This window comes from Streptomyces sp. Mut1 (genome assembly GCF_030719295.1).
GTDB lineage: Bacteria > Actinomycetota > Actinomycetes > Streptomycetales > Streptomycetaceae > Streptomyces > Streptomyces castrisilvae.
Window position 1 is genome coordinate 1748713 of sequence record NZ_CP120997.1, and the last position, 21228, is coordinate 1769940.

The following is a 21228-nucleotide window of genomic DNA, read 5'->3' on the forward strand; positions in this document are numbered from 1 at the left end:
GCACCGGTGACGGAGCGGCACGACGGGGATCTCCCGGACGGCCTCAGCGCCGCGGAGCTGGGCATGTGGCAGTCCTTCCGGAACGGCACCACCTACGACCTGCGGGCCCGCGACCGGGCCCGCGACGATCCCTTCGCCCCGCACGCCTGGGGCCCCGAGCGCAGCGTGGAGGCCCGGGTCGTCGCCCGGCTGCTGCTGAGCGGTCCGCCGGCCCGGCCCGGCCGGGTGACGGCCCTGAAGCTGAGGGGCGTGCGGATCATGGGAAGGCTGGACCTGGCGGGCGGGCGTGTCGCTCCGTACGTGGAGTTGACCGGCTGCCGGTTCGACGAGGAGGTGGCGTTCCCCGAATGCCACTTCACGACGCTGCGGCTGGTGGGGTGCGCGGTGCCGCGCCTGGAGGCGGCCCGGCTGCGCACCGAGGGCGATCTGCATCTGCCGCGCTGCCGGGTGGAGCGCGGCATCCGGCTCACGGACGCCCAGATCGGTACGGATCTGCTGCTCAGCCAGATCGACATCGGCCCGGACCGGCAGGGCCGGGCGCTGCTCGGGGACGGGCTGACGGTCGCCCAGGACCTCCAGGCCGAGATGGTCGAGACACTGGGCGAGCTGAGTCTGCGCGGGGCCAAGGTGGGCGGTTCGCTGAGCCTGCGCGGCAGCCGGCTGCGCGCCGGCCGGGGCCGCCGCGCGCTGAACGCACCGCAGCTGAGCGTCGAGCGGACGCTGTACATGAGCGAGGCGTGGGTCAGCGTGGACACGGGCAACCAGGGCACGACTCCCCCGTACGGCATCGCCACGTCCCCGACCCCGGCGCACGGCACCCGCTCGCAGGTGTTCCGCTGCCGGGGCGGGGTGCGCCTGGACGACGGCCGGTTCGGTGACGCGGTGGACCTGCACAAGGCGGTCTTCGTACTGGACACGCACGAGGAGCTGTCGCTGCGCCGCACGGTCACCCCGGAGCTGCGGTTCAACCCCGAGCGCCCGGCCCGGGGGCGGGTCGTGCTCAACGGCGCGAAGGTGGTCACGCTGATCGACGTGTCGACGAGCTGGCCGGGCCCCGGCGGCCTGGCGATGGGCGGGTTCGTCTACGAGAACCTCGTCCCGTACGGGCACTTCCCGCTCTCCCGGCGCCTGGAGTGGGTGGCGGCGGCCACCCCGGAGTACGTGCCGGAGCCCTACGAGCGGCTGGCGGCGGTGCTGCGCAACAGCGGCGAGGACGCGGACGCCCGGGAGGTGCTGCTCGCCAAGCAGCGCCGCCGCCGGGAGACGCTGCCGCCCGCCGGGAAGCTCTGGGGCTACCTCCAGGACTGGACGGTGGCGTACGGCTACCGGCCGGGGCGGGCTGCGGTGTGGATGGCGGTGCTGTGGGCGGCGGGCACGCTGGCGTTCTCGCGGTACGACCCGGCCGCGATCAAGGGCGAGGAGCATCCGCAGTGGAACGCGTCGCTGTACGCGCTGGATCTGCTCATCCCGGTGATCGATCTCGGCCAGGACGGCTACTGGCGGATGGAGGGCGGCTGGCAGTGGATGGCCGCCGCGCTGATCCTGCTGGGCTGGATACTGGCCACCACGGTCGCGGCCGGCGCCTCCCGGCTGCTGCGCCGCGGCTGACGGATACCGGCGCCGGGGGCGGCCTTCCCTCGCGCGGCGGGCCGCGGAGCCGCCCGTCGGCGCCGGGCAGTCCACGGACCTTCTGCCCAGCACCGGCGAGTATCAGCCAGAATCCGCGCTTTCCTTTGCTTCTTCTTGACTGGAGCCCGAGCAACCCATCCACTCGGCACCAAAGCTTCACAGCGCTCCCCTGGCGCCTGCCCCCACCAGCGCTTTTCAATGGTCTGCACCATGCCTTTCCTCCGCGCTCTCCTCCGTACGGCGCGCGTGATCCGCAACACCCCGGAGCTGTCCTCCGGGTTGGCCGCGGACCACGCGGTGCTGCTCGACGCCCCCGACGAGCGGTTGTCACCCGCGCTGGTGGCCGCCGCCGCCGGGGAGTACGAACCGGCCGCGAAGCTGCTGGCCACCACCCGGGACGGGGCCGAGTGGGAGAGCCGGGACCGCTATCTGAAGCGGCTCGTCGCGTTCGCCCGCAACCGGGACGGCTGGCTCGGCCACTGGCTGTCCGCCGCGCCGCGCGACCCCGACGCCCTGCTGGTCAAGGCCCAGCTCGCCGTCGACCGCGCCTGGGAGTCACCGGCCCGCGCGGAGCAGCTGCGCGAGGTGGGGCCGATGATCACGGCCGCCGCGCAGAGCGATCCGCGGGACCCGGTGCCCTGGCGCCTCGCGCTGGACCACGCCCGGGGCACCCAGGCCACTCACACCACGTTCGAGGTGCTGTGGGAGCAGGCGCTGCAACGCTCCACGCACCACTACGGCTGCCATGTCGCGGCCCTGCAGTACCTGTCGGCCGCCTGGTACGGCTCGCACCGCGAGTGCTTCGACTTCGCCGAGCGGGCCGCGGAGGACTCGCTGCCCACCTCCCTGGTGCAGGCGCTGCCGCTGCGGGCCGCGTTCGCGATGCTGGCCGAGGGGCCGGGGGCCCTGTCCACATCGGTGCAGGAGGAGCGGATCGACGCGGCGGTGGACCTGGCGATCACGCTGTCCGCCGGTTTCGCCCCGGGCGACCCCTGGCCGGCCGAGGTGCGCAACCTCCTCGCGTACGTGCTGGTGGTACGGGGCCGCTGGGCCGAGGCGCTGGAACAGTTCCGGCGGATCGGGCCGCACGCGGCCTCGTTCCCGTGGGCCTCGGTGTCCGGAGATCCGCTGGGCCGGTTCCTCGCCGCGCGGGACAGCACAAGGCTCCGGGTGGCCTCCGCGACACCGCTGCGCCACGGGGCCGGACGAGGACGGGCGCGCGGCCATTACGCTTGACCGCTGTGACCACCGCTCGCCTGCCTCTGTTCCCGCTGAACGCGGTGCTGTTCCCCGGCCTCGTGCTGCCCCTCAACGTGTTCGAGGAGCGATATCGCGCCATGATGCGTGAGCTCCTGACCATCGACGAGGACGAACCGCGCCGCTTCGCCGTGGTCGCCGTCCGCGACGGCCGCGAGACCGCCGCCACGGGCGTCGGCATGCCGGAGGCGGTGCGCAAACCCGTCGAACGCGGCCCGTCCGACGGTTTCGGCGCCGACCCCGTCCAGGCCCTGCACCGGGTGGGCTGCGTCGCCGACGCGGCGAGCATCCGGGAGCGCGCGGACGGCAGCTACGAGGTGCTGGCCACCGGCACCACCCGCGTCCGGCTCCTCTCGGTCGACGCGAGCGGCCCGTACCTCACGGCCGAGCTGGAGGAGCTGGAGGAGGACCCGGGCGACGAGGCGGGCCCGCTCGCCGAGGGCGTCCTGCGGGCCTTCCGGGGCTACCAGAAGCGTCTGGCCGGGGCGAGCGAACAGTCCCTCACCACGGGCGCCGACCTGCCCGACGACCCGTCGGTCGTCTCCTACCTGGTCGCCTCCGCCGTGGTCCTGGACGTCCCCGCCCGGCAGCGCCTCCTCCAGGCCCCGGACACCGCGACCCGCCTCCGCGAGGAGCTGAAGCTGCTGCGCTCGGAGACCGCGGTCATCCGGCACCTGCCGTCGCTCCCGGCGGTGGATCTGACCGTCGCCCCGACCCACCTCAACTGACGCGACCACCCGGAGAGCCCCGCCCCGTGGCGAAGAAGCAGAAGAAGCAGCCCCAGTCCGGCGGCACCCCCGCCACGGTCGCCCTGACCGCGGCGGGCACCCCGTTCACGGTGCACGCGTACGAGCACGACCCCGCGTCCCCCTCCTACGGCGAGGAGGCGGCCGAGGCCCTGGGCGTCTCCCCCGACCGCGTCTTCAAGACCCTGGTGGCCGACGTGGACGGCCGGCTGACGGTGGCGGTGGTCCCGGTGGCGGGCTCCCTGGACCTCAAGGCCCTGGCCTCGGCGGCCGGCGGCAAACGCGCCACGATGGCGGACCCGGCCGCGGCGGAACGCACCACGGGCTACGTACGGGGCGGGATCTCCCCCCTGGGCCAGCGCAAACGCCTCCCCACGGTCCTGGACGCGTCGGCCCGCGCCCACGCGACGATCTGCGTGTCGGCGGGCCGCCGGGGCCTGGAGGTGGAGCTGTCCCCCGAGGACCTGGCGACGCTGACGGGGGCGGTGTTCGCCCCGATCGCCCGCGGCGGGAGGCCGTAACCCGCACACCTCACGAACCGACCGCCCACCTCCAGCCCGACCGGCCACTCCCAGCCCGTCCGGCGTTCGAGGACCGGGGTCCGGGGCGGAGCCCCGGTTCCGGGGAGGGAAAGCAGGGCCCCCGCCCTCACTCCCCCGCAGGCGGCAACGGCGGCGGCGCCGACGACCCCGGCCCCGGCCCCCCGGAAACCGGCTCCGAAGGCAAAGGCGAAGGCCCACCCGCCCCCGAAGCCGGCGCCTCAGGCGAACCCCACCCCCCGTACGTCCCCCACTCCCCCTCGAACTCCCGCGGCCCGAACACCGCGGTCACCCCCAGGTACACCGCCATCGCCGCCAGCCCCCACGCCAGCAGCGCCCCCTTCGCGTGCAGCTCCAGCGGCGCGTCGAAGATCACGCCCTTGCCGACCTCGCGCGCATGGGCCACCACGTCGTCCGTCGGCCCGAGCCGCGTCCCGAGCTGCCAGGCCAGCACCGGCCCGAGCACACTGCCCAGGGCGAGCCCGACCGTCAGCAGGATGCCGCCGCGCCGGTTGAACCAGAAGACCAGGGCGGCCGAGACCACCCCGAACGCCAGCCCGAGCAGGACGAACGTGCCGTCGGCCCCGATCGCCTCCTCGCCCTCGCTGTCGGCGAGGAAGACGGCCGTGTTGTCGGAGACGAGCGGCACCCGGGGCGCCAGCCACAGCCACAGGAGCCCGAGCAGCGCCCCGGAGACGGTCACCAGCGCCAGGACGAGGCCGGCCCTGCGCAGATCCGCACCCAGGTCGCTCTCCTGCTCGGCCTTCGACGGGGCCCAGTGGGAGCCGTGGGGGCCGAGGGGCCCGTCGGACCCGCCCCCGGCCGGCGGCTTCTGCCAGTCGTGGTGGTCGTCGGACGAGGGCCGGTGCGGCGGCGTCAGGGGTGCGGTCACCGTGCCATCGTGCCAGGCGCCCGCGCGCCGCGCCTCACCGGACCGCTGCCCTGCGGTACGCCCACGTGGCCACGGCGAGCGAGACCACGCCGACGACGGCGCAGACGGCCAGGTCGAGGGCGACGACCGCCCAGTCGGGGTGGGCGTCGAAGGACCGGGAGAGCGCCTCGACCCCGTACGTGGACGGCAGCAGATCGCGGGCCCAGCCGATCGGCCCCGGCAGCCGGTCGGCCGGCAGGATGCCCAGCAGCAGCGCGGCGGACATGCCCAGCTGCCCGAGCAGCGTGGCGAGTTCCTGGCGCGGCGCGAGGAGCCCGAGGGCGGCGCCGAGGCCGGAGAGCGCCGCCCCGGAGAGCGGGATGACGGCGACGAGCACCCACAGGTGCGTCACCGGCAGCCCGAACAGCACACTGCCGGTGACAGCGGTGACGATCGTGCCGGGCACGGTGAAGGAGGCGTACGCCCCGGCCGCCCCGAGCACCACGGCGGCGGGCGGCACCGGCAGGGTCGCGTAGTGGTCGAGCCCCCCGCCGGCCCTCAGCTGCCCGAAGTACTGGGCGAGCAGGTTCAGCGCGACGAAGGCGACGACCAGGACGCTGGACCCGGCCACGACGGCCCGCGCCTCGGAGCCGCCGTCCACGACCCCGCGCATCAGGATCATGATCCCGACGGACTGGAACGTCGCGACGAACAGCAGCGGGATGCGGGCCACCCGGGCCCGGGAGAGCTGGGCCCGGTAGACGGCCGCGAGGGAGGGGAAGAGCCGGGCCCGGGGCGCGAGGGTCGCGGCCGCCCCGGCCGCCGCACCGAGGGCGCTCACGCCTTCACCAGTCCCTTGGTCGCGCCGCCGCCGAGGGCCAGGTAGACGTCCTCCAGGCTCGGCGTCGCCAGGCTGAAGTCGTCCAGCGCGGCGAAGGCCGCGCCACCGGTCACCGCGGCGACCGCCGCCCGCGCCTCGTCCGGCGCGAGCCGCAGCGCCCAGCGGCGCCCGGACTCCTGCGCGCACGCGCGCAGGGCGGCGACCTCGGGGATCTCCAGGGGGGCGCGTTCGCGCCACACCAGCTCGACCCTGACCTCACCCGCGACGCGCTCCTTGAGCCCGGCGGGGGTGTCGCAGGCGATGACCCTGCCGCGTTCGATGACGGCGACCCGGTCGAGGACGGTCTCGGCCTCGATGACGTTGTGGGTGACCAGCAGGACCGTCGCGCCGCGTTCGGCGCGACGGCGGTCGACGGCGGCCCAGACCGCGCGCCGGGCCACCGGGTCCATACCGGTCGTCGGTTCGTCCAGGACGAGCACCGGGCGCTCCCCGACGAGCGCGGCGGCGACGCAGGCCAGCCGCCGCTGGCCGCCCGAGAGCTTCTTCAGGGGCCGGCCCGCGATATCGGCGAGGCCGAGTTCGTCCAGGACGGCGTCGCGCTCGGCACGGGCCTCGCGCACCGGGAGCCCGCGCAGCCGCGCGGTGGTCTCGGCGGCGAGGGAGACGGTCAGCTCGTCCAGCGCGGTGGACTCCTGCCCGAGGTAGCCGATCAGCCGGGAGGCCCGCTCGGGGTGGCGTACGAGGTCGTGGCCCAGCATGTCGACGGTGCCGGAGTCGGGCCGCATGAGGCCGGTGAGCTGCCGTACGAGGGTGGACTTCCCCGCTCCGTTGGGCCCGAGCAGGCCGAAGATCTCGCCGCGCCTGACGTCGAGGCTGATGCCGTCGGTGGCGCGTACTTCCGGGGTCGCGGGCGTGCCGCGGCGTCCCCGGGCCGGGGGGTAGGTCTTCACCAGATCACGCACCGCGCACACGGTGCCGGTCGTCGTCGGCGCCTGCGCTGTCCCCGTACTCACGAGGTACGAGAGTACGGGGTCCGGGGACCGGCATTACGCCCGGGGCCGCACCGATCGGACATCAACGCGGCGAGCGGCGGGCGGGTTGAGCGCCCGGAAAGGTTTCTCGTGCGCCCGGCGGGGGAACAAATGCGGATTCACTCCACGACGCGGCCCGGTCGCGCCGCCTCACTCCCCTGCCGGGCCGGATTTCGCCGCCTTCTCCGCCGCCGGGGCGTGATCGGCCGCCGCCCGTACGTCGATCTCGCGCCAGAACCCGGCCCGGATCGCGTACCGGTCGTGTTCGTCGATCTGGTCGTCCTTGTGGGCGAGGAGCCCGAAGCGTGCCGCGTACCGCAGCAGTTCGCCGTCGATGCGGTGCGGGACGCGGGGGTAGAGGGTGGAGAGCTTCTGGAGGTGGGTGGCCTCCGGCAGCCGTTCCATCCAGCGCCGGGCGAAGACCTGCCCCACCTCGAAGGGGTCGCCGCCGACCGTGGTGATGTCCTCCTCGCGGTCGGCCCAGCGCTGTTCGGCGCTGGTGAGCTGGGCCAGCGTGGGCAGGGACGCCGTCTCGGCGGGTTCGCCCAGGGGGCCGCCGCGCTCCACCCAGCCCCGGTCGGAGGACCAGCGCAGGGTCGCCGCCGACTGCGGGGCGGGGGGCCGCTCGGCCTGTCCGACGGGGCCGCGCAGGGTGCCGGCGAGGTCCTTCGGGGTGGGAACGCCCTTGGTGCCGTGGCTGGGCGGGGGCTGGGCGGCGGTGCCCGCGTCGGGCGGCGGGGCCGCCTCCTCCTCGGTGCGGGCGGCCTCGGCCCGCGCGGCCCGGGAGGCACGCTCGGCGGAGGCGGCGAGGGCCGATTCGGGCAGCGGCGCGGAGAGGATCGCGGCGATCTCGGGCCGCGTCACGGGCGTCGGGGCGCAGGCGCCGCCGGTCTCCTTGGCCCGTACGGCCTGGGTGATCCAGGCCCGGTCCAGGACGCGGCGCTCGTCGGCCTCGGCGACCAGGTCCTCGGACTGGTTGTAGTCGCCGTCGGCTGCCTGGACGGCCCAGAGGTGGACGGCGACGCCGTGTTCCTTGGCGGACATCAGGCCGGGCAGCAGGTCGCCGTCGCCGGTCACCAGCACGACGTCGGAGCAGGCCCGGTTGCGCGCGAGCTCGGTGAGTTCGGCGTGCATGGCCGCGTCGACACCCTTCTGCGCCCAGCGGCCGTCACTGCGGGTGAGCGCTCCCAGGCGGACGGTGACCCTCGGCATGACGCGCAGCCGCCGGTGCTCGGGCTGCGGCACGCGGTCGGGGGCGCCGTCGAACCAGTAGATCCGCAGCAGCGGCTGCTCGGTGTCGGCCTCGGCCCGTTCGCGCAGCTGCTGGATGAGGGCCGCGTGGTCGACGGTGATGCGGGACCGGGCGGGCTCTCCCGCCAGCAGGCTCGCGGCTGCGCCCAGCAGATACCCGGCGTCCACCAGGACGACGCAACGGTCCACGCGTTCCACCCTCTTCCAGGAATTCGGGATCGGGTTTTCCAAGAGTTCCTTCGAGTCTGCCCGACCACGCCGGGGTTAACGGCCGGAACTCGATCATCGGCGTGGCGGATCGGGAAAAGCGCGCATCATACCCCGTCACTACGCACGGTAATGATCCGACATGCGATGTTTATCCGATTATGTGAATCTGACGGTGGTCCTGGCCCCGAGAGTCCTTACAGGAGGAACACCATGGCCAAGAACAAGAACCGCAAGCAGGGCAGCCAGCAGGACCGCGCTTCGCAGGCGGAGCGCGGTGCGCAGGAGGCACGTTCGACGGCTTACGAGTCGCAGGACCAGCCGCAGGCACAGTCCCAGGGCAGCCCTGCCGATGTTGCGCGCAAGCATCAGCGGCGCTTCGGCCACAACTGACCGGACTCTTCCGGTACGGCCACAGGCCGGTAGGACCGAGAGGGGCGGCCCCCGCGCAAGCGGAGCCGCCCCTCTCGTACGTCTGTGCTCAGCCGGCCAGGCAGGACGGGCCGAGCAGCACCTTCAGGTCACCGAAGAGCGCCGGATCGGCCTTCACCCGGTGCCGGTCGAGCCGGAGCACCGTGGTCTTGCGGGGGCCCTGGAGCCGGATGCGCACCTCGGTGTCGCCGCGGTGGCTGCTGAGCACCTCGCCGAGCCGGCTGACCATGGGCGGGGTGATCTTGACGGTGGGGATGGTCAGCACCACGGGGGCGTTGGTTCCCGCGTTCGAGATGTCGGGGACCTGCATCTCCATCGCGACCAGACGCGGCACGTCCTCGCGCTTGTCGAGACGCCCCTTGACGAAGACGACGGTGTCCTCGACGAGCTGGGTGGAGACCAGCTGGTAGGTGGCCGGGAAGAACATGCACTCGATGGAACCGGCCAGGTCCTCCACCGTGGCGATGGCCCAGGCGTTGCCCTGCTTGGTCATCTTGCGCTGGAGGCCGGAGATGATGCCGCCCACGGTCACGATCGCGCCGTCCGCGTGCTCACCGCCGGTCAGCTGCGAGATCGACGCGTCCGACTTGTCGGACAGGACGTGCTCCAGACCGAACAGCGGGTGGTCGGAGACGTAGAGCCCGAGCATCTCGCGCTCCTGGGCCAGCAGGTAGGACTTCTCCCACTCGATGTCGGAGAACTCCACGTCGAGCCCGAAGCCCGGCTCGTCGCTGTCCTCCTCGCCGCCGCCGAAGAGGTCGAACTGCCCCTCGGCCTCCTTGCGCTTGACCTGCACCACGTTGTCGATCATGGGCTCGTGGTGGGCGACGAGCCCCTTGCGGGTGTGGCCCATCTCGTCGAAGGCGCCGGCCTTGATCAGCGATTCCACGGTCCGCTTGTTGCAGACGACCGCCTCGACCTTGTCCAGGAAGTCGGGGAAGGTGCTGTACTTCCCCTTCGTCTTGCGGCACCGGATGATCGAGTCCACGACGTTCTGGCCGACGTTGCGGACGGCGGTCAGCCCGAAGAGGATGATGTCGTCACCCTGCGCGGCGAAGTTGGACTCCGACTCGTTGACGTTCGGCGGGAGCACCTTGATGCCCATGCGCCGGCACTCGTTGAGGTAGACCGCGGACTTGTCCTTGTCGTCCTTGACCGAGGTCAGCAGGGCGGCCATGTACTCGGCGGGGTAGTTCGCCTTGAGGTAGGCGGTCCAGTAGGTGACCAGGCCGTACGCGGAGGAGTGCGCCTTGTTGAACGCGTACCCGGCGAACGGGACCAGCACGTCCCACAGCGCCTTGATCGCCGCGTCGGAGAAGCCCTTCTCCTTGGCGCCCGCCTCGAAGAGCACGAAGTTCTTCGCCAGTTCCTCGGGCTTCTTCTTGCCCATCACACGGCGCAGAATGTCGGCCTCGCCGAGCGAGTAGCCGGCGACGATCTGGGCGGCCTTCTGCACCTGCTCCTGGTACACGATCAGGCCGTAGGTGAGGCCGAGGACCTCCTTGAGGGGCTCCTCCAGCTCCGGGTGGATCGGGGTGATCTCCTGGCGGCCGTTCTTGCGCTCGGCGTAGTTCGTGTGCGAGTTCATGCCCATCGGGCCCGGCCGGTAGAGGGCCGAGACGGCGGAAATGTCCTCGAAGTTGTCGGGCTGCATCTGGCGCAGCAGGGAGCGCATCGGGCCGCCGTCGAACTGGAACACGCCGAGCGTGTCACCGCGGCAGAGCAGTTCGTAGGTCTTGGGGTCGTCCAGCGGGAGGGCGAGCATCTCCAGGTCGATGCCCTTGTTGGACTTCACCATCTTGATGGCGTCGTCCATGATCGTCAGGTTGCGCAGCCCCAGGAAGTCCATCTTCAGCAGGCCGAGCGACTCGCACTGCGGGTAGTCCCACTGCGTGATGGTGACGCCGTCGGTGTGCCGCACCCAGACCGGGGCGTGGTCGACGATCGGTTCGCTGGACATGATGACGCCCGCGGCGTGCACGCCCATCTGCCGGACCAGGCCCTCGACACCCTTGGCGGTGTCGATGACCTTCTTGACGTCCGGCTCGCTCTCGTACATCCCCCGGATCTCGCCCGCCTCGCTGTAGCGCGGGTGCTTGGGGTCGGTGATGCCGTTGAGGTCGATGCCCTTGCCGAGGACGTCGGCGGGCATGGCCTTGGTGAGCCGGTCGCCCATGGCGTACGGGTAGCCGAGGACGCGGGCCGAGTCCTTGATCGCGTTCTTGGCCTTGATCTTGCCGTAGGTGCCGATCATGGCGACCTTGTCGGCGCCGTACTTCTCCGTCACGTACCGGATGACCTCGACGCGCCTGCGCTCGTCGAAGTCGATGTCGACGTCGGGCATGGAGACGCGCTCGGGGTTGAGGAAGCGCTCGAAGATCAGTCCGTGCTCGATCGGGTCGAGGTCGGTGATGCCCATGGCGTACGACACGATCGAACCGGCCGCCGAGCCTCGGCCGGGGCCGACGGCGATGCCGTTGTTCTTGGCCCACATGATGAAGTCGGCGACGACCAGGAAGTACCCCGGGAACCCCATCTGGATGATGATGTCCATCTCGTACTCGACCTGCTTCTGCCGGTCCTCGGGGACGCCGTTCGGGAAACGGCGGTTCATCCCGACCCGGACCTCCTCCTGGAACCAGGTGATCTCCGTGTAGCCCTCGGGGATCTCGAACTTCGGCATCAGGTCGCGCTTCTCGAACATCCCGGTGGTGTCGATCTGCTGGGCGACCAGGAGGGTGTTGGCGCAGCCCTCCTGCCAGGCGTCGGAGGAGTCGACGCCGTACATCTCGTCCGTGGTCTTGAGGTAGTAGCCGGTGCCGTCGAAGCGGAAGCGGTCCGGGTCGGAGAGGTTCTTGCCGGTCTGGATGCACAGCAGGGCGTCGTGCGCGGTCGCCTCGGAGGCGTACGTGTAGTGCGAGTCGTTCGTGACGAGCGGCGGGATGCCGAGCTTCCTGCCGATCTCCAGGAGCCCGTCGCGGACCCGGCGCTCGATCTCGATGCCGTGGTCCATCAGCTCCAGGAAGTAGCGGCCCTCACCGAAGATGTCCTTGTAGTCGGAGGCCGCCTGGACCGCCTCGTCGAACTGGCCGAGCCGCAGCCGTGTCTGGACCTCGCCGGAGGGGCAGCCGGTGGAGGCGATCAGGCCCTCGGACCACTGCGCGATGGTCTCCTTGTCCATGCGCGGCCACTTCTGGAGCCAGCCCTCGGCGTAGGCGTCCGAGGACAGCTTGAAGAGGTTGTGCAGCCCCTTCGCGTTCGCCGCCCAGATCGTCTTGTGGGTGTAACCACCCGAACCGGAGACGTCGTCGCGCTTCTGGTGCGGCTGTCCCCACTGGATCTTCCGCTTGTGCTTGCGCGACTCGGGCGCGACGTACGCCTCGATGCCGATGATCGGCGTCACGTCCGCCTTCTGCGCCGAGTGGAAGAAGTCGTACGCCCCGTGCAGGTTGCCGTGGTCGGTCATCGCGATATGGGACATGCCCATCTCGTTGCACGCGTTGAACATGTCCTTGAGCCGCGCGGCACCGTCCAGGAGCGAGTACTGGGTGTGGACGTGAAGGTGCGTGAAGGGCGGCTTGGTCACGGCGCTGTGCCTCCGGAGAAATGGGGACGACGGGGCTGGGGATGTCTGGGGGGACAGCGTGGAAGTCTACGTCTCCGCGGAGCCGAACGGCGGGCACTCCCCGAGACGGTCACGCGTTGGAGGGGCGGGACCACCCGTCCCTTTTGTCATGTACGTCGTCATGCGGACCAGGTACACAGGAGGCACCCAGAGATGTCGGACACGCAGACCGGCGCGGCGCGGCGCGGGGAGCAGATCCTCCAGGTCCTCGACACCGCCTTCGGTCAGCTGCTGGCCGCCGATCCGGCCGCCTTCCGGGTCAAGTTCCGCAGGATGGCGGGCTCGGCCTTCGCGTTCTATCGGGGCACGGCCTGCCTGTTCTACGAGGACCTGGAGCGCGAGCGGCGCGGCGGCCCGTATCTGGACGAGCGCACCGGCCGGGTGTGGATCCACGGCGACCTGCACGCGGAGAACTTCGGCACCTACATGGACGCCAACGGCCGCCTCGTCTTCAACGTGAACGACTTCGACGAGGCGTACGTGGGCCCCTTCACCTGGGATCTCAAGCGCTTCGTCGCCTCGGTCGCCCTGCTGGGGTACGCGAAGGCGCTGAGCGACGAGCAGATCACCGAGCTCGTCCGGATCTACGCGGCTGCCTACCGCGAGCGCGTCCACGCCCTGGCGACGGGCGCGAAGAACGACGAGCTGCCGCCGTTCACGCTGGACACCGCCGACGGCCCGCTGCTCGGCGCGCTGCGGACCGCCCGGTCGCTGACCCGGTTCTCGCTGCTCGACTCGATGACCGAGATCCGCGACTTCGAGCGCCGGTTCTCGGACGGCGGCGGCGCCATCGACCTGGACGCGGCGACGCGGTACAAGGTGCTGGCCGCGTTCGACGGCTACCTGGAGACGCTGCCGGAGTCGAGCCTGGCCCGCCCCGACTCCTACCGGGTGAAGGACGTCGTGGGCCGGCGCGGCATCGGCATCGGGTCGGCGGGCCTGCCCTCGTACAACATCCTGCTGGAGGGCAACAGCGACGCCCTGGAGAACGATGTGGTGATCTACCTCAAGCAGGCCCAGACCCCCGCCGTCTCCCGGCACATCACGGACGCGGCGGTGCGGGACTACTTCCAGCACGAGGGGCACCGCACGGTGATCTCGCAGCGTGCCCTCCAGGCACACGCCGACCCGTGGCTGGGCTGGACCGAGCTGGACGGGGCGGGCCAGCTGGTCGCCGAGGTCTCGCCGTACGCGGTCGACCTGGACTGGTCCGGCATCGACGAGCCGGAGGACATCGCGGCGGTCGTCGCCGACCTCGGCCGGGCCACGGCGACGATGCACGCGGCGGCGGACGACGAGAGCGGCCACTCGCTGGTGCCGTTCTCCACCGAGCGCGCGATCGACGCGGCCATCGCGGCCGACGAGGAGGGGTTCGGGGAGCTGCTGGTGGACTTCGCCCACAGTTACGGGGCGCGGGCGCGGGCGGACCACCAGATCTTCGTGGACCTCTTCCGCAACGGCCGCATCCCGGGGCTGTGAGCAGGCGGCCGCCGGGGCTTTAGGAGTCGTTTACAGGTTCGCATGCGACACTCCTGGGCGATGGACATATCCGGGACGCAGCTCAGAGCGGCACGCGCGGCGCTTTTCACAGCGCTCGTCGTGACGCTCTCCGCCGCGTCCCATGTGCTGCTCTCGCAGGCCCCGCTGCCGCTGGTCCCGATCGCCGTGCTGGCCGGTGCCGTCTTCGCCGCCGCCTACGCGCTGGCCGGCCGGCAGCGCGGATTCGGGGCGATCGCCGGGCTGCTGGTTCCGCTGGAGCTGGCCGCCGACACCTTCTTCACCACCGGCCAGCACCTCTGTTACGGGGCGGCGGGCGGCCCGATAGCGGGCCCGCTGCGGTCGGTCGGCGTCGATGTGCTGTGCGGCGGCGGTGAGGTCGGGGCCGGTGCCCCGCACCTCGGCGACGTCGGCACCCCACTGGCCTCGGTGACCGCGGGCGGCCAGGGCGCCGCCGCGCTGTTCGCCTCTCCCGGCCCGCTGGTCCCGTGGCTGCTGCTGGCCGCCCATGTGTCGGTCGGGCTGCTCGCCGCCGCCTGGCTGCACCGCGGCGAACTGGCGCTCGCGGGGCTGCTGGGGGCGTGCGCGCTGCTGGCGTTCCGCCCGCTGCTCACCGCGGTGGCCGTGGTGGGAACGGCCGGCCGCTCCGTACACCGCGAGGCGCTCGCCGCAGCGCCCCGGCCGCATCTGCTCGTCCACGCCCGCCTCCTCGTGCACTCCGTGGGACGGAGGGGACCGCCGCTCGGCGCCTGTGCCGCCTGAGCACCGCGACCCCGTACCGCAGACCACCCACCCCACGGAGAAGACACCCCCATGAGCAACCGCAACAGCCAGGCCAACAAGTCCGCCGCCCGCGAGCGGCTGCGCGCCGAACGCGAGCGCCAGGCGAAGAAGGACAAGGCCCGCCGGCAGCTCGTCGTCGCTGTCTCGGTCGTCGCCGGCCTCGCCGTCGTCGCCGGCGTCAGCTACGCCGTGATGGAGATGAACAAGCCGTCGCACTGGGAGTCCCTCAAGGACGAGAAGTCGGTGACCGCGCCCAAGAACACCTCGGGCGAGAACGGCACCACCGTCGTCATCGGCAAGGACAGCGCGAAGAAGACCCTGAAGCTGTACGAGGACTCCCGCTGCCCGATCTGCGCGTCCTTCGAGCAGACCGTCGGCCCGACCCTCGCCAAGGACGTCGAGGACGGCAAGTACAAGATCCAGTACATCGGTGCGTCGTTCATCGACGGCGACAGCCTCGGCGACGGCGTCATCGGCAACCGCGGCGAGGGCTCCAAGAACGCCCTGAGCGCGCTCGGAGCGGCGCTGAACGTGAGCCAGGACGCCTTCCTGGACTACAAGAGCGCGCTCTACTCCGCTGAGTTCCACCCCGAGGAGTCCGACGACAAGTTCAAGGACGACAGCTACCTGATCAAGGTCGCCGAATCGGTGGACGCCCTCAAGGGCAACAAGACCTTCCAGAACGCCGTCAACGACGGCACGTACGACGCGTGGGCCCTGAAGATGTCCGAGACGTTCGACAAGAACAAGGACGAGGTGACCGGCACGCCCTCGCTCGTCATGGACGGCAAGAAGCTCACCGAGGAAGGCAGCGACAACGCGCCGATGAGCGTGGAGTCCTTCAACAAGGCGATCACCGCCGCCCTGAAGGGCTGATCCGCCCCGCACCACCCGAGGGGCTCCGCGCGGCCACCGCGCGGAGCCCCTCGCGCGTCACAGCGTGGCGAGGAACCCGATCGCGACCTTCCAGGCCAGCTCCGCCGCCGCCTGGTCGAAGTCCGGCAGCTCCGCGTCGGTGAACAGGTGCCCGGCGCCCGGGTAGCGGTAGACCTCGACGTCCGCCCCGGTGCGCTGCATCTCCAGGTACCACGAGTTCAGCCAGTCGTGCGTCTCGTACGGGTCCGGATCGGCGACGTGCAGCTGTACGGGCAGCTCGTCCACGGAGGCGTTCTCGGCGATGTCCGACGTGCCGTGGAAGAGCAGCAGCCCGCGCGCCTTCGCGTCACCGAGGGCCAGCGTCTGCGCGACCGAGGCGCCGAGCGAGAAACCGGCGTACACCAGGCCCTGGTCGGAGTAGGGCGCTGCGGCCAGCACAGCCCGCTTCAGCAGCTCCTCCTTGCCGGTCTCCTCCCGGAACGCCTCCGCTTCCTCCACCGATTCGAAGGTGTGGCCCTCGAAGAGATCGGGCACGCGCACCTCGTGCCCGGCGGCGCGCAGCCGGTCGGCTGCCGCGTGGACCGCAGGGCGCAGACCGTACATCGAGTGGAAAAGCATGATGTTCATGAGGCCCATGGTGCCAGTTGCGTTCGAAGGGATGGAGAGCGACAGCATGGAGAACGTTCTGCGGCCGCTGATCGTCCTCGGCGGTTCGATCGTGATCACGCTGGCGGCGGGCTGGCTGCTCGACCTGCTGCTCAGACGTGCCGACGCCCGGCACCACGAGACCCCGCTGTGGGGCCTGCTGCGGCGCTGCCGGATACCGTTCCAGCTGGTCATGTGCGCGGCCCTGCTGCGCGGCACGTACGCCCACACCGGGCTCGGCGCGGTCCGGGACCACCGGGTGGGCATCGGCCGGCTGCTGACGCTGGTGCTGATCGGCGCTTCGGCCTGGCTGGTGGTGCGGATCGCCGTCGCGGTGGTGGACTCGGTGTACGCGCGCTACGCGGCGGCCCACAACCGGGACCCGGCCCGGGTGCGCCGGGTGCGTACGCAGGTGACGCTGATCCAGCGCGTGGTCGTCGCGGTGGTGGCGACCGTCGCGGTGGCCGCGATGCTGCTGACGTTCCCCGCGATGCAGACGGTCGGCACCTCGATGCTGGCCTCGGCCGGTCTCCTCGGCATCGTCGCCGGTGTCGCCGCCCAGTCCACGCTCGGCAATCTCTTCGCCGGACTCCAGATCGCCTTCGGCGACATGGTGCGGATCGGGGACACCGTGGTGGTGGACGAGGAGTGGGGCACCATCGAGGAGATCACGCTGACCTTCCTCGCCGTGCGGACGTGGGACGAGCGGCGGATCACCATGCCGGTCTCCTACTTCACGGGCAAGCCCTTCGAGAACTGGTCGCGCGGCGGTGTGCAGATGACCGGCGCGGTCTTCTTCCATCTCGACCACTCGGCGCCCATCGAGGCGATGCGCGACCAGTTGCGGGACATCCTCGGCGAATGCGCCGCCTGGGACGGCCGGGACTGGTCGCTCGCGGTCACGGACACCACGCCCACCACGATCCAGGTGCGCGCGGTCGTCACGGCGAAGGACTCGGGCGACCTCTGGACGGCGCGCTGCGCGGTCCGCGAGCAGATGATCGGCTGGCTGCGCGACCACCACCCGTACGCGCTGCCGCGGGTCGCGACGTCCCCCGCGGCGCTCCCGCCCGAGATCCCGCGGCCCTCCGCGAACGGCCGGGCGGAGAGCCCGGCGGGCTGGGGCAGGGCCCCGCGCACGGGACGCGGCTGACGGGCCCGCCCCGGGCGGCCGGGGTCAGCGCAGGCTGCGTACGTCCAGCTGCCGCAGGACCCGGTCCACGACCTCGGGGTCGGCGCCGGGCTCGCTGCGGGCGGAGAGCACGGCGTGGCGGGCGGCCGACATCATCTCGCGCTGGACGCGGCTGACCGCCTGGAAGCGCTCGGCGCGCTTCGCGTAGGCGTCGCGCCGCTCGTCGTCGACCATCTCGGGGCTGATCCTCGCCCCCACGTCGTAGGCGAGCCGGTGCAGCCGCTCGGTGACCTCCTCCGGGAAGTCCTCGGTCTCCTCGATCTCCTTGAGCCGCTGCCTGGCCGCCTTGGCCGCCCGTACGGCGAGGTCCTTCTCCAGGGCCGCCTCGGCGTCCGTGTCCGCGCGCACGCCCAGCCGGCGCACCAGCCACGGCAGCGTCAGGCCCTGGAAGACCAGGGTCACCATGATCACGGCGAAGGCGATGAAGACGATCTCGTCGCGGCCGGGGAAGGGCCGGCCGTCGTCCGTCTCCAGCGGGATCGCGAGCGCCAGGGCGACGGAGGCCACCCCGCGCATCCCGGCCCACCACATGATCACCGTCTCGCGCCAGCTGGTGGGGATCTCCTCGCTGACGTCCCGCCGGGTGTGCAGCCGTTTGGCCAGCCAGGTCGCCGGCAGCAGATACAGCAGCCGTACGCCGACGACGACCGCGACGACCGCGAGCGCCCAGCCGGCCATCTCCAGCTCGCGCCCGTCGGCCGTGCCGAACACGTTGTGCAGTTCGAGCCCGATCAGCCCGAAGGCGACACCGGTGACGAGGGTGTCGACGATTTCCCAGAAGGTGCGTCCGGTGAGCCGGCCCAGCACGTCGTCGGCGTCCGCGGTGTGCTCGGCGAGGAAGAGCGCGGTGGTCAGGACGGCGAGCACGCCGGAGCCCATCAGCTCCTCGGCGAGCACGTAGCTGATGAACGGCACCAGCAGGGTCAGGCCGACCTGGAGGGTGGCGTCACCGAGCAGCCCCATGAGCTTGATGGTGATCCAGCCGAGCGCGACACCGACCGCGACGGCGACGACGGCGGACAGGACCAGCAGGCCGAACGCCTCGGGCAGCGAGAAGGTCCCGCTGACCGCCGCCGCGATGGCCACGTGGTACAGCACGATCGCGGTGACGTCGTTGAACAGTCCCTCGCCCTCCAGGATGGAGACGAGCCTGCGGGGCAGCCCGACCGAGCCCGCGACGGCGGTGGCGGCGACCGGGTCGGGGGGTGCGACGAGCGCGCCGAGCGCGACGGCGGCGGCGATGGGCAGTCCGGGGACGATCGCGTTGGCCACCGCGGCGACGGCCGCCGTCGTCAGGAAGACCAGCGCGACGGCCAGCAGGAAGATGGGCCGCTTGTTGGCGGCGAACTGCCGCCAGGAGGTGCGCTGGACGGAGGCGTAGAGCAGCGGGGGCAGCAGCGCGGGGAGGATGATCTCCGGCGGAATGTCCACCTTGGGCACGAAGCTGGCGAAGGCCATCAGGACGCCCAGGAGCGTCATCAGCACGGGCGCGGGCAGCTTGAGACGGTCCCCGAGCGGAACCGTGACCACTGCTCCGAGCAACAGCAGGAACAGCAGGGTCATCTGGTCCACGGGGTGCCTTCCGAAGCGCTCCGGCCGGGCCCGGTCTCCGCTCGGCCGATGCCCTTTACCCTGCCACGCACCCCGGCGGCCCCGGGGTCAGGGGGTGCGGCGGGGCGTCAGATCGTCCGGCGCATCGCCCGGTGCGGGATGCCGGCGTCGGTGAACTCGGGGCCGTACGCGACATAGCCGAGGCGCTCGTAGAAGCGGAGCGCGTGCGTCTGGGCGTGCAGGTCGACGGCGGCCAGGCCGTTGTCCCGGGCCGCGTCCTCTATGGCCCGCACCAGGGCGGCGCCGACGCCGAGCCCGCGCGCTTCCTTGCTCACCGCGAGCCGGCCGAGCGAGCCGACCGCCGGGTCCCCGCCCGTGTGGCCCGCGGCGGCCGGGCCGTGCAGCAGCCGCCCGGTACCGAGCGCGGTGCCGTCGGCCGCGACCGCGATCACGTGCACCGCGTCGGCGTCGTGGACGTCGTACTCGATCTCCTCGGGCACGTTCTGCTCACCGACGAAGACGTCCTTGCGGAGCTGGAAGCACGCGGCGCGGTCCTGCTCGTCGGTGACGGTACGGGTGACGTACCAAGGGGGCCTGGGGGTCATTCGCTCTCCGCGGCGATACGGTCCAGCGCCTGCTGGAGGTCGTCGGGGTAGGAACTGGTGAACTCGACCCAGCGGCCGTCCGAGGGGTGCTCGAAGCCGAGCTTGACCGCGTGCAGCCACTGCCGGGTCAGCCCGAGGCGCTTGGCCATGGTCGGGTCGGCGCCGTAGGTGAGGTCACCGACGCAGGGGTGCCGGTGGGCGGACATGTGCACCCGGATCTGGTGGGTGCGGCCGGTCTCCAGCTTGATGTCCAGGAGGCTGGCGGCCCGGTACGCCTCGATCAGGTCGTAGTGCGTCACCGATGCCTTGCCGTCCGCGACGACCGCCCACTTGTAGTCGTGGTTGGGGTGGCGGCCGATGGGCGCGTCGATGGTGCCGCTCATCGGGTCCGGGTGGCCCTGGACCAGCGCGTTGTACTTCTTCTCGACGACCCGGTCGCGGAACTGGGCCTTCAGCAGGGTGTAGGCGCGCTCCGACTTGGCGACGACCATCAGCCCGGAGGTCCCGACGTCGAGGCGGTGGACGATGCCCTGGCGCTCGGCGGCGCCCGAGGTCGAGATCCGGTAGCCGGCGGCGGCGAGGCCGCCGATGACGGTGGTGCCGGTCCAGCCGGGGCTGGGGTGCGCGGCGACGCCGACCGGCTTCGCGATCACGACGATGTCGTCGTCGTCGTGCACGATCTCCATGCCCTCGACGGGCTCGGCGACGATCTGCACGGGTGCGGGGGCCTGCGGCATCTCCACTTCGAGCCAGGCACCGCCGTGCACCCGCTCGGACTTCCCGACCACCGAGCCGTCCACCTGCACCTTCCCGGCAGCGGCCAGATCGGCGGCCTTGGTGCGGGAGAAACCGAACATCCGGGAGATGGCGGCGTCGACGCGCTCGCCCTCCAGGCCATCGGGGACGGGCAGGGTGCGGACCTCGGGTTGCGTACTCACCTGTCGAGTATGCCTTGCCCTTACTAGTCCTTGTGCACGGTGCCGTCGGGGTCCAGGCCCTTGAAGGAGAGGAGGACGATCAGGATGCCGCCGCAGACGATCGCGGAGTCGGCGAGGTTGAAGACGGCGAAGTGGGCGGGGGCGATGAAGTCCACCACCGCGCCCTCGAACACGCCCGGCGCGCGGAAGATGCGGTCGGTGAGGTTGCCGAGCGCCCCGCCGAGCAGCAGACCGAGCGCGACGGCCCACGGCAGGCTGTACAGCTTGCGAGCGAGCCGCGCGATCACCACGATGACGGTCGTCGCGATGATGGTGAAGATGATCGTGAAGGCCTCGCCGATCCCGAACGCGGCGCCCGCGTTGCGGATGGCGTCGAGCTTGAGCCAGTCGCCGAGCAGCTCGATCGGCTCCTGGTGCTCCAGCTTCGCCACGACGAGCATCTTGCTGCCGAGGTCGAACAGGTAGGCGACGACGGCGACGCAGAAGAGCAGGATGATCCGGCGCCGGCGAGTGGCCGGCGACCGGTCGACCGCCGCTTCCGCATCGGCCTCGGCGTCGGCCGCTGTCGCGGCGGTGTCCTGCCCGTCCGGCGTGACGGCGTCCGGGGAAGCGGCCGCGCCGTCCGGCCCGGTCTCTCCGCTTCCCTCAGCCCCGGTGATGTCCGGCGTACCGATGATGCGCTCCGCCTCTGCCACGTGAGTCCCTCAAGCTA

At 71.9% G+C, this 21228-nt stretch carries 19 protein-coding genes; 9 read left to right on the plus strand and 10 right to left on the minus strand.

Annotated elements, in window-relative coordinates:
- Positions 1-6: 6 nt before the first annotated feature.
- The 4 genes from P8A18_RS07410 to ybaK all read left to right on the plus strand — a co-directional run bounded on the left by P8A18_RS07410 (position 7) and on the right by ybaK (position 4153).
- The gene (locus P8A18_RS07410) at positions 7-1608 is read left to right on the plus strand and encodes an oxidoreductase (RefSeq protein ID WP_306052864.1); all 1602 of its coding nucleotides are present in this window, start codon (positions 7-9) and stop codon (positions 1606-1608) included.
- Between the two features lie 219 nt (positions 1609-1827).
- Positions 1828-2865, plus strand: coding sequence for a hypothetical protein (locus P8A18_RS07415; protein ID WP_306052866.1), 1038 nt, complete (start codon positions 1828-1830; stop codon positions 2863-2865).
- A 5-nt stretch (positions 2866-2870) separates the two neighbouring features.
- Entirely contained in the window at positions 2871-3614 is a 744-nt protein-coding gene (locus P8A18_RS07420; RefSeq protein ID WP_306052868.1) for an LON peptidase substrate-binding domain-containing protein, read from the plus strand.
- 26 nt (positions 3615-3640) lie between these two features.
- Positions 3641-4153, plus strand: a complete 513-nt coding sequence (ybaK, locus tag P8A18_RS07425; protein ID WP_306052870.1) for a Cys-tRNA(Pro) deacylase — start codon at positions 3641-3643, stop codon at positions 4151-4153.
- A gap of 127 nt (positions 4154-4280) precedes the next feature.
- Here the strand turns inward: ybaK and P8A18_RS07430 are convergent, their stop codons facing one another.
- The 4 genes from P8A18_RS07430 to P8A18_RS07445 all read right to left on the minus strand — a co-directional run bounded on the left by P8A18_RS07430 (position 4281) and on the right by P8A18_RS07445 (position 8363).
- Positions 4281-5063 (minus strand): ABC transporter permease, encoded by a 783-nt coding sequence (locus P8A18_RS07430; RefSeq protein WP_306052872.1) that lies wholly within the window; start codon positions 5061-5063, stop codon positions 4281-4283.
- 34 nt (positions 5064-5097) lie between these two features.
- A complete protein-coding gene (locus P8A18_RS07435; protein WP_306052874.1) occupies positions 5098-5883 on the minus strand; it encodes an ABC transporter permease in 786 nt (261 codons plus the stop codon).
- Positions 5880-6854 (minus strand): ABC transporter ATP-binding protein, encoded by a 975-nt coding sequence (locus P8A18_RS07440; protein ID WP_306060729.1) that lies wholly within the window; start codon positions 6852-6854, stop codon positions 5880-5882. Before P8A18_RS07440 ends, P8A18_RS07435 begins: the two co-directional genes overlap by 4 nt.
- Positions 6855-7064: 210 nt before the next feature.
- The gene (locus P8A18_RS07445) at positions 7065-8363 is read right to left on the minus strand and encodes an NYN domain-containing protein (protein WP_306060731.1); all 1299 of its coding nucleotides are present in this window, start codon (positions 8361-8363) and stop codon (positions 7065-7067) included.
- A gap of 222 nt (positions 8364-8585) precedes the next feature.
- Here P8A18_RS07445 and P8A18_RS07450 point away from each other — a divergent pair, with 222 nt between their 5' ends.
- On the plus strand, positions 8586-8765 hold the full coding sequence (locus tag P8A18_RS07450) for a hypothetical protein (protein ID WP_306052876.1): 180 nt from the start codon (positions 8586-8588) through the stop codon (positions 8763-8765).
- A gap of 88 nt (positions 8766-8853) precedes the next feature.
- Here the strand turns inward: P8A18_RS07450 and dnaE are convergent, their stop codons facing one another.
- A complete protein-coding gene (dnaE, locus tag P8A18_RS07455) occupies positions 8854-12390 on the minus strand; it encodes a DNA polymerase III subunit alpha (RefSeq protein WP_306052878.1) in 3537 nt (1178 codons plus the stop codon).
- Positions 12391-12582: 192 nt separating this feature from the next.
- Between dnaE and P8A18_RS07460 the strand changes: the two genes are divergently transcribed.
- From P8A18_RS07460 to P8A18_RS07470, 3 genes are read left to right on the plus strand one after another with little or no spacing between them, the layout of a single operon-like run.
- A complete protein-coding gene (locus P8A18_RS07460; protein WP_306052880.1) occupies positions 12583-13908 on the plus strand; it encodes a DUF2252 domain-containing protein in 1326 nt (441 codons plus the stop codon).
- Positions 13909-13968: 60 nt separating this feature from the next.
- Positions 13969-14688, plus strand: coding sequence for a hypothetical protein (locus P8A18_RS07465; protein WP_306060733.1), 720 nt, complete (start codon positions 13969-13971; stop codon positions 14686-14688).
- Between the two features lie 51 nt (positions 14689-14739).
- Positions 14740-15585: a thioredoxin domain-containing protein gene (locus P8A18_RS07470; RefSeq protein ID WP_306052882.1), complete on the plus strand. Its 846-nt coding sequence runs from the start codon at positions 14740-14742 to the stop codon at positions 15583-15585.
- Between the two features lie 57 nt (positions 15586-15642).
- Here P8A18_RS07470 and P8A18_RS07475 read toward each other — a convergent pair whose 3' ends face one another.
- Complete coding sequence (locus P8A18_RS07475; RefSeq protein WP_018555542.1) at positions 15643-16221, minus strand: dienelactone hydrolase family protein; 579 nt, start codon at positions 16219-16221, stop codon at positions 15643-15645.
- Between the two features lie 37 nt (positions 16222-16258).
- Between P8A18_RS07475 and P8A18_RS07480 the strand changes: the two genes are divergently transcribed.
- Positions 16259-17383: a mechanosensitive ion channel family protein gene (locus P8A18_RS07480; RefSeq protein ID WP_306052885.1), complete on the plus strand. Its 1125-nt coding sequence runs from the start codon at positions 16259-16261 to the stop codon at positions 17381-17383.
- Positions 17384-17407: 24 nt separating this feature from the next.
- On the opposite strand, the gene P8A18_RS07485 is transcribed toward P8A18_RS07480, so the two are convergent.
- The 4 genes from P8A18_RS07485 to lspA all read right to left on the minus strand — a co-directional run bounded on the left by P8A18_RS07485 (position 17408) and on the right by lspA (position 21211).
- Positions 17408-18994, minus strand: a complete 1587-nt coding sequence (locus P8A18_RS07485; protein WP_306052887.1) for a Na+/H+ antiporter — start codon at positions 18992-18994, stop codon at positions 17408-17410.
- Between the two features lie 107 nt (positions 18995-19101).
- Positions 19102-19578, minus strand: coding sequence for a GNAT family N-acetyltransferase (locus P8A18_RS07490; protein ID WP_306052889.1), 477 nt, complete (start codon positions 19576-19578; stop codon positions 19102-19104).
- The gene (locus P8A18_RS07495) at positions 19575-20516 is read right to left on the minus strand and encodes an RluA family pseudouridine synthase (protein WP_018555538.1); all 942 of its coding nucleotides are present in this window, start codon (positions 20514-20516) and stop codon (positions 19575-19577) included. The genes P8A18_RS07490 and P8A18_RS07495 overlap by 4 nt, the downstream gene beginning before the upstream one ends.
- A gap of 23 nt (positions 20517-20539) precedes the next feature.
- Entirely contained in the window at positions 20540-21211 is a 672-nt protein-coding gene (lspA, locus tag P8A18_RS07500; RefSeq protein ID WP_306052893.1) for a signal peptidase II, read from the minus strand.
- Positions 21212-21228 lie beyond the last annotated feature (17 nt).

Coding starts and splice junctions, on each gene's coding strand:
- P8A18_RS07415 (WP_306052866.1), top strand. CDS start 1,828: ATGGTCTGCACCATGCCTTTCCTCCGCGCTCTCCTCCGTACGGCGCGC.
- P8A18_RS07450 (WP_306052876.1), top strand. CDS start 8,586: ATGGCCAAGAACAAGAACCGCAAGCAGGGCAGCCAGCAGGACCGCGCT.
- P8A18_RS07460 (WP_306052880.1), top strand. CDS start 12,583: ATGTCGGACACGCAGACCGGCGCGGCGCGGCGCGGGGAGCAGATCCTC.
- P8A18_RS07465 (WP_306060733.1), top strand. CDS start 13,969: ATGGACATATCCGGGACGCAGCTCAGAGCGGCACGCGCGGCGCTTTTC.
- P8A18_RS07470 (WP_306052882.1), top strand. CDS start 14,740: ATGAGCAACCGCAACAGCCAGGCCAACAAGTCCGCCGCCCGCGAGCGG.
- P8A18_RS07475 (WP_018555542.1), bottom strand. CDS start 16,221: ATGGGCCTCATGAACATCATGCTTTTCCACTCGATGTACGGTCTGCGC.
- P8A18_RS07480 (WP_306052885.1), top strand. CDS start 16,259: ATGGAGAACGTTCTGCGGCCGCTGATCGTCCTCGGCGGTTCGATCGTG.
- P8A18_RS07490 (WP_306052889.1), bottom strand. CDS start 19,578: ATGACCCCCAGGCCCCCTTGGTACGTCACCCGTACCGTCACCGACGAG.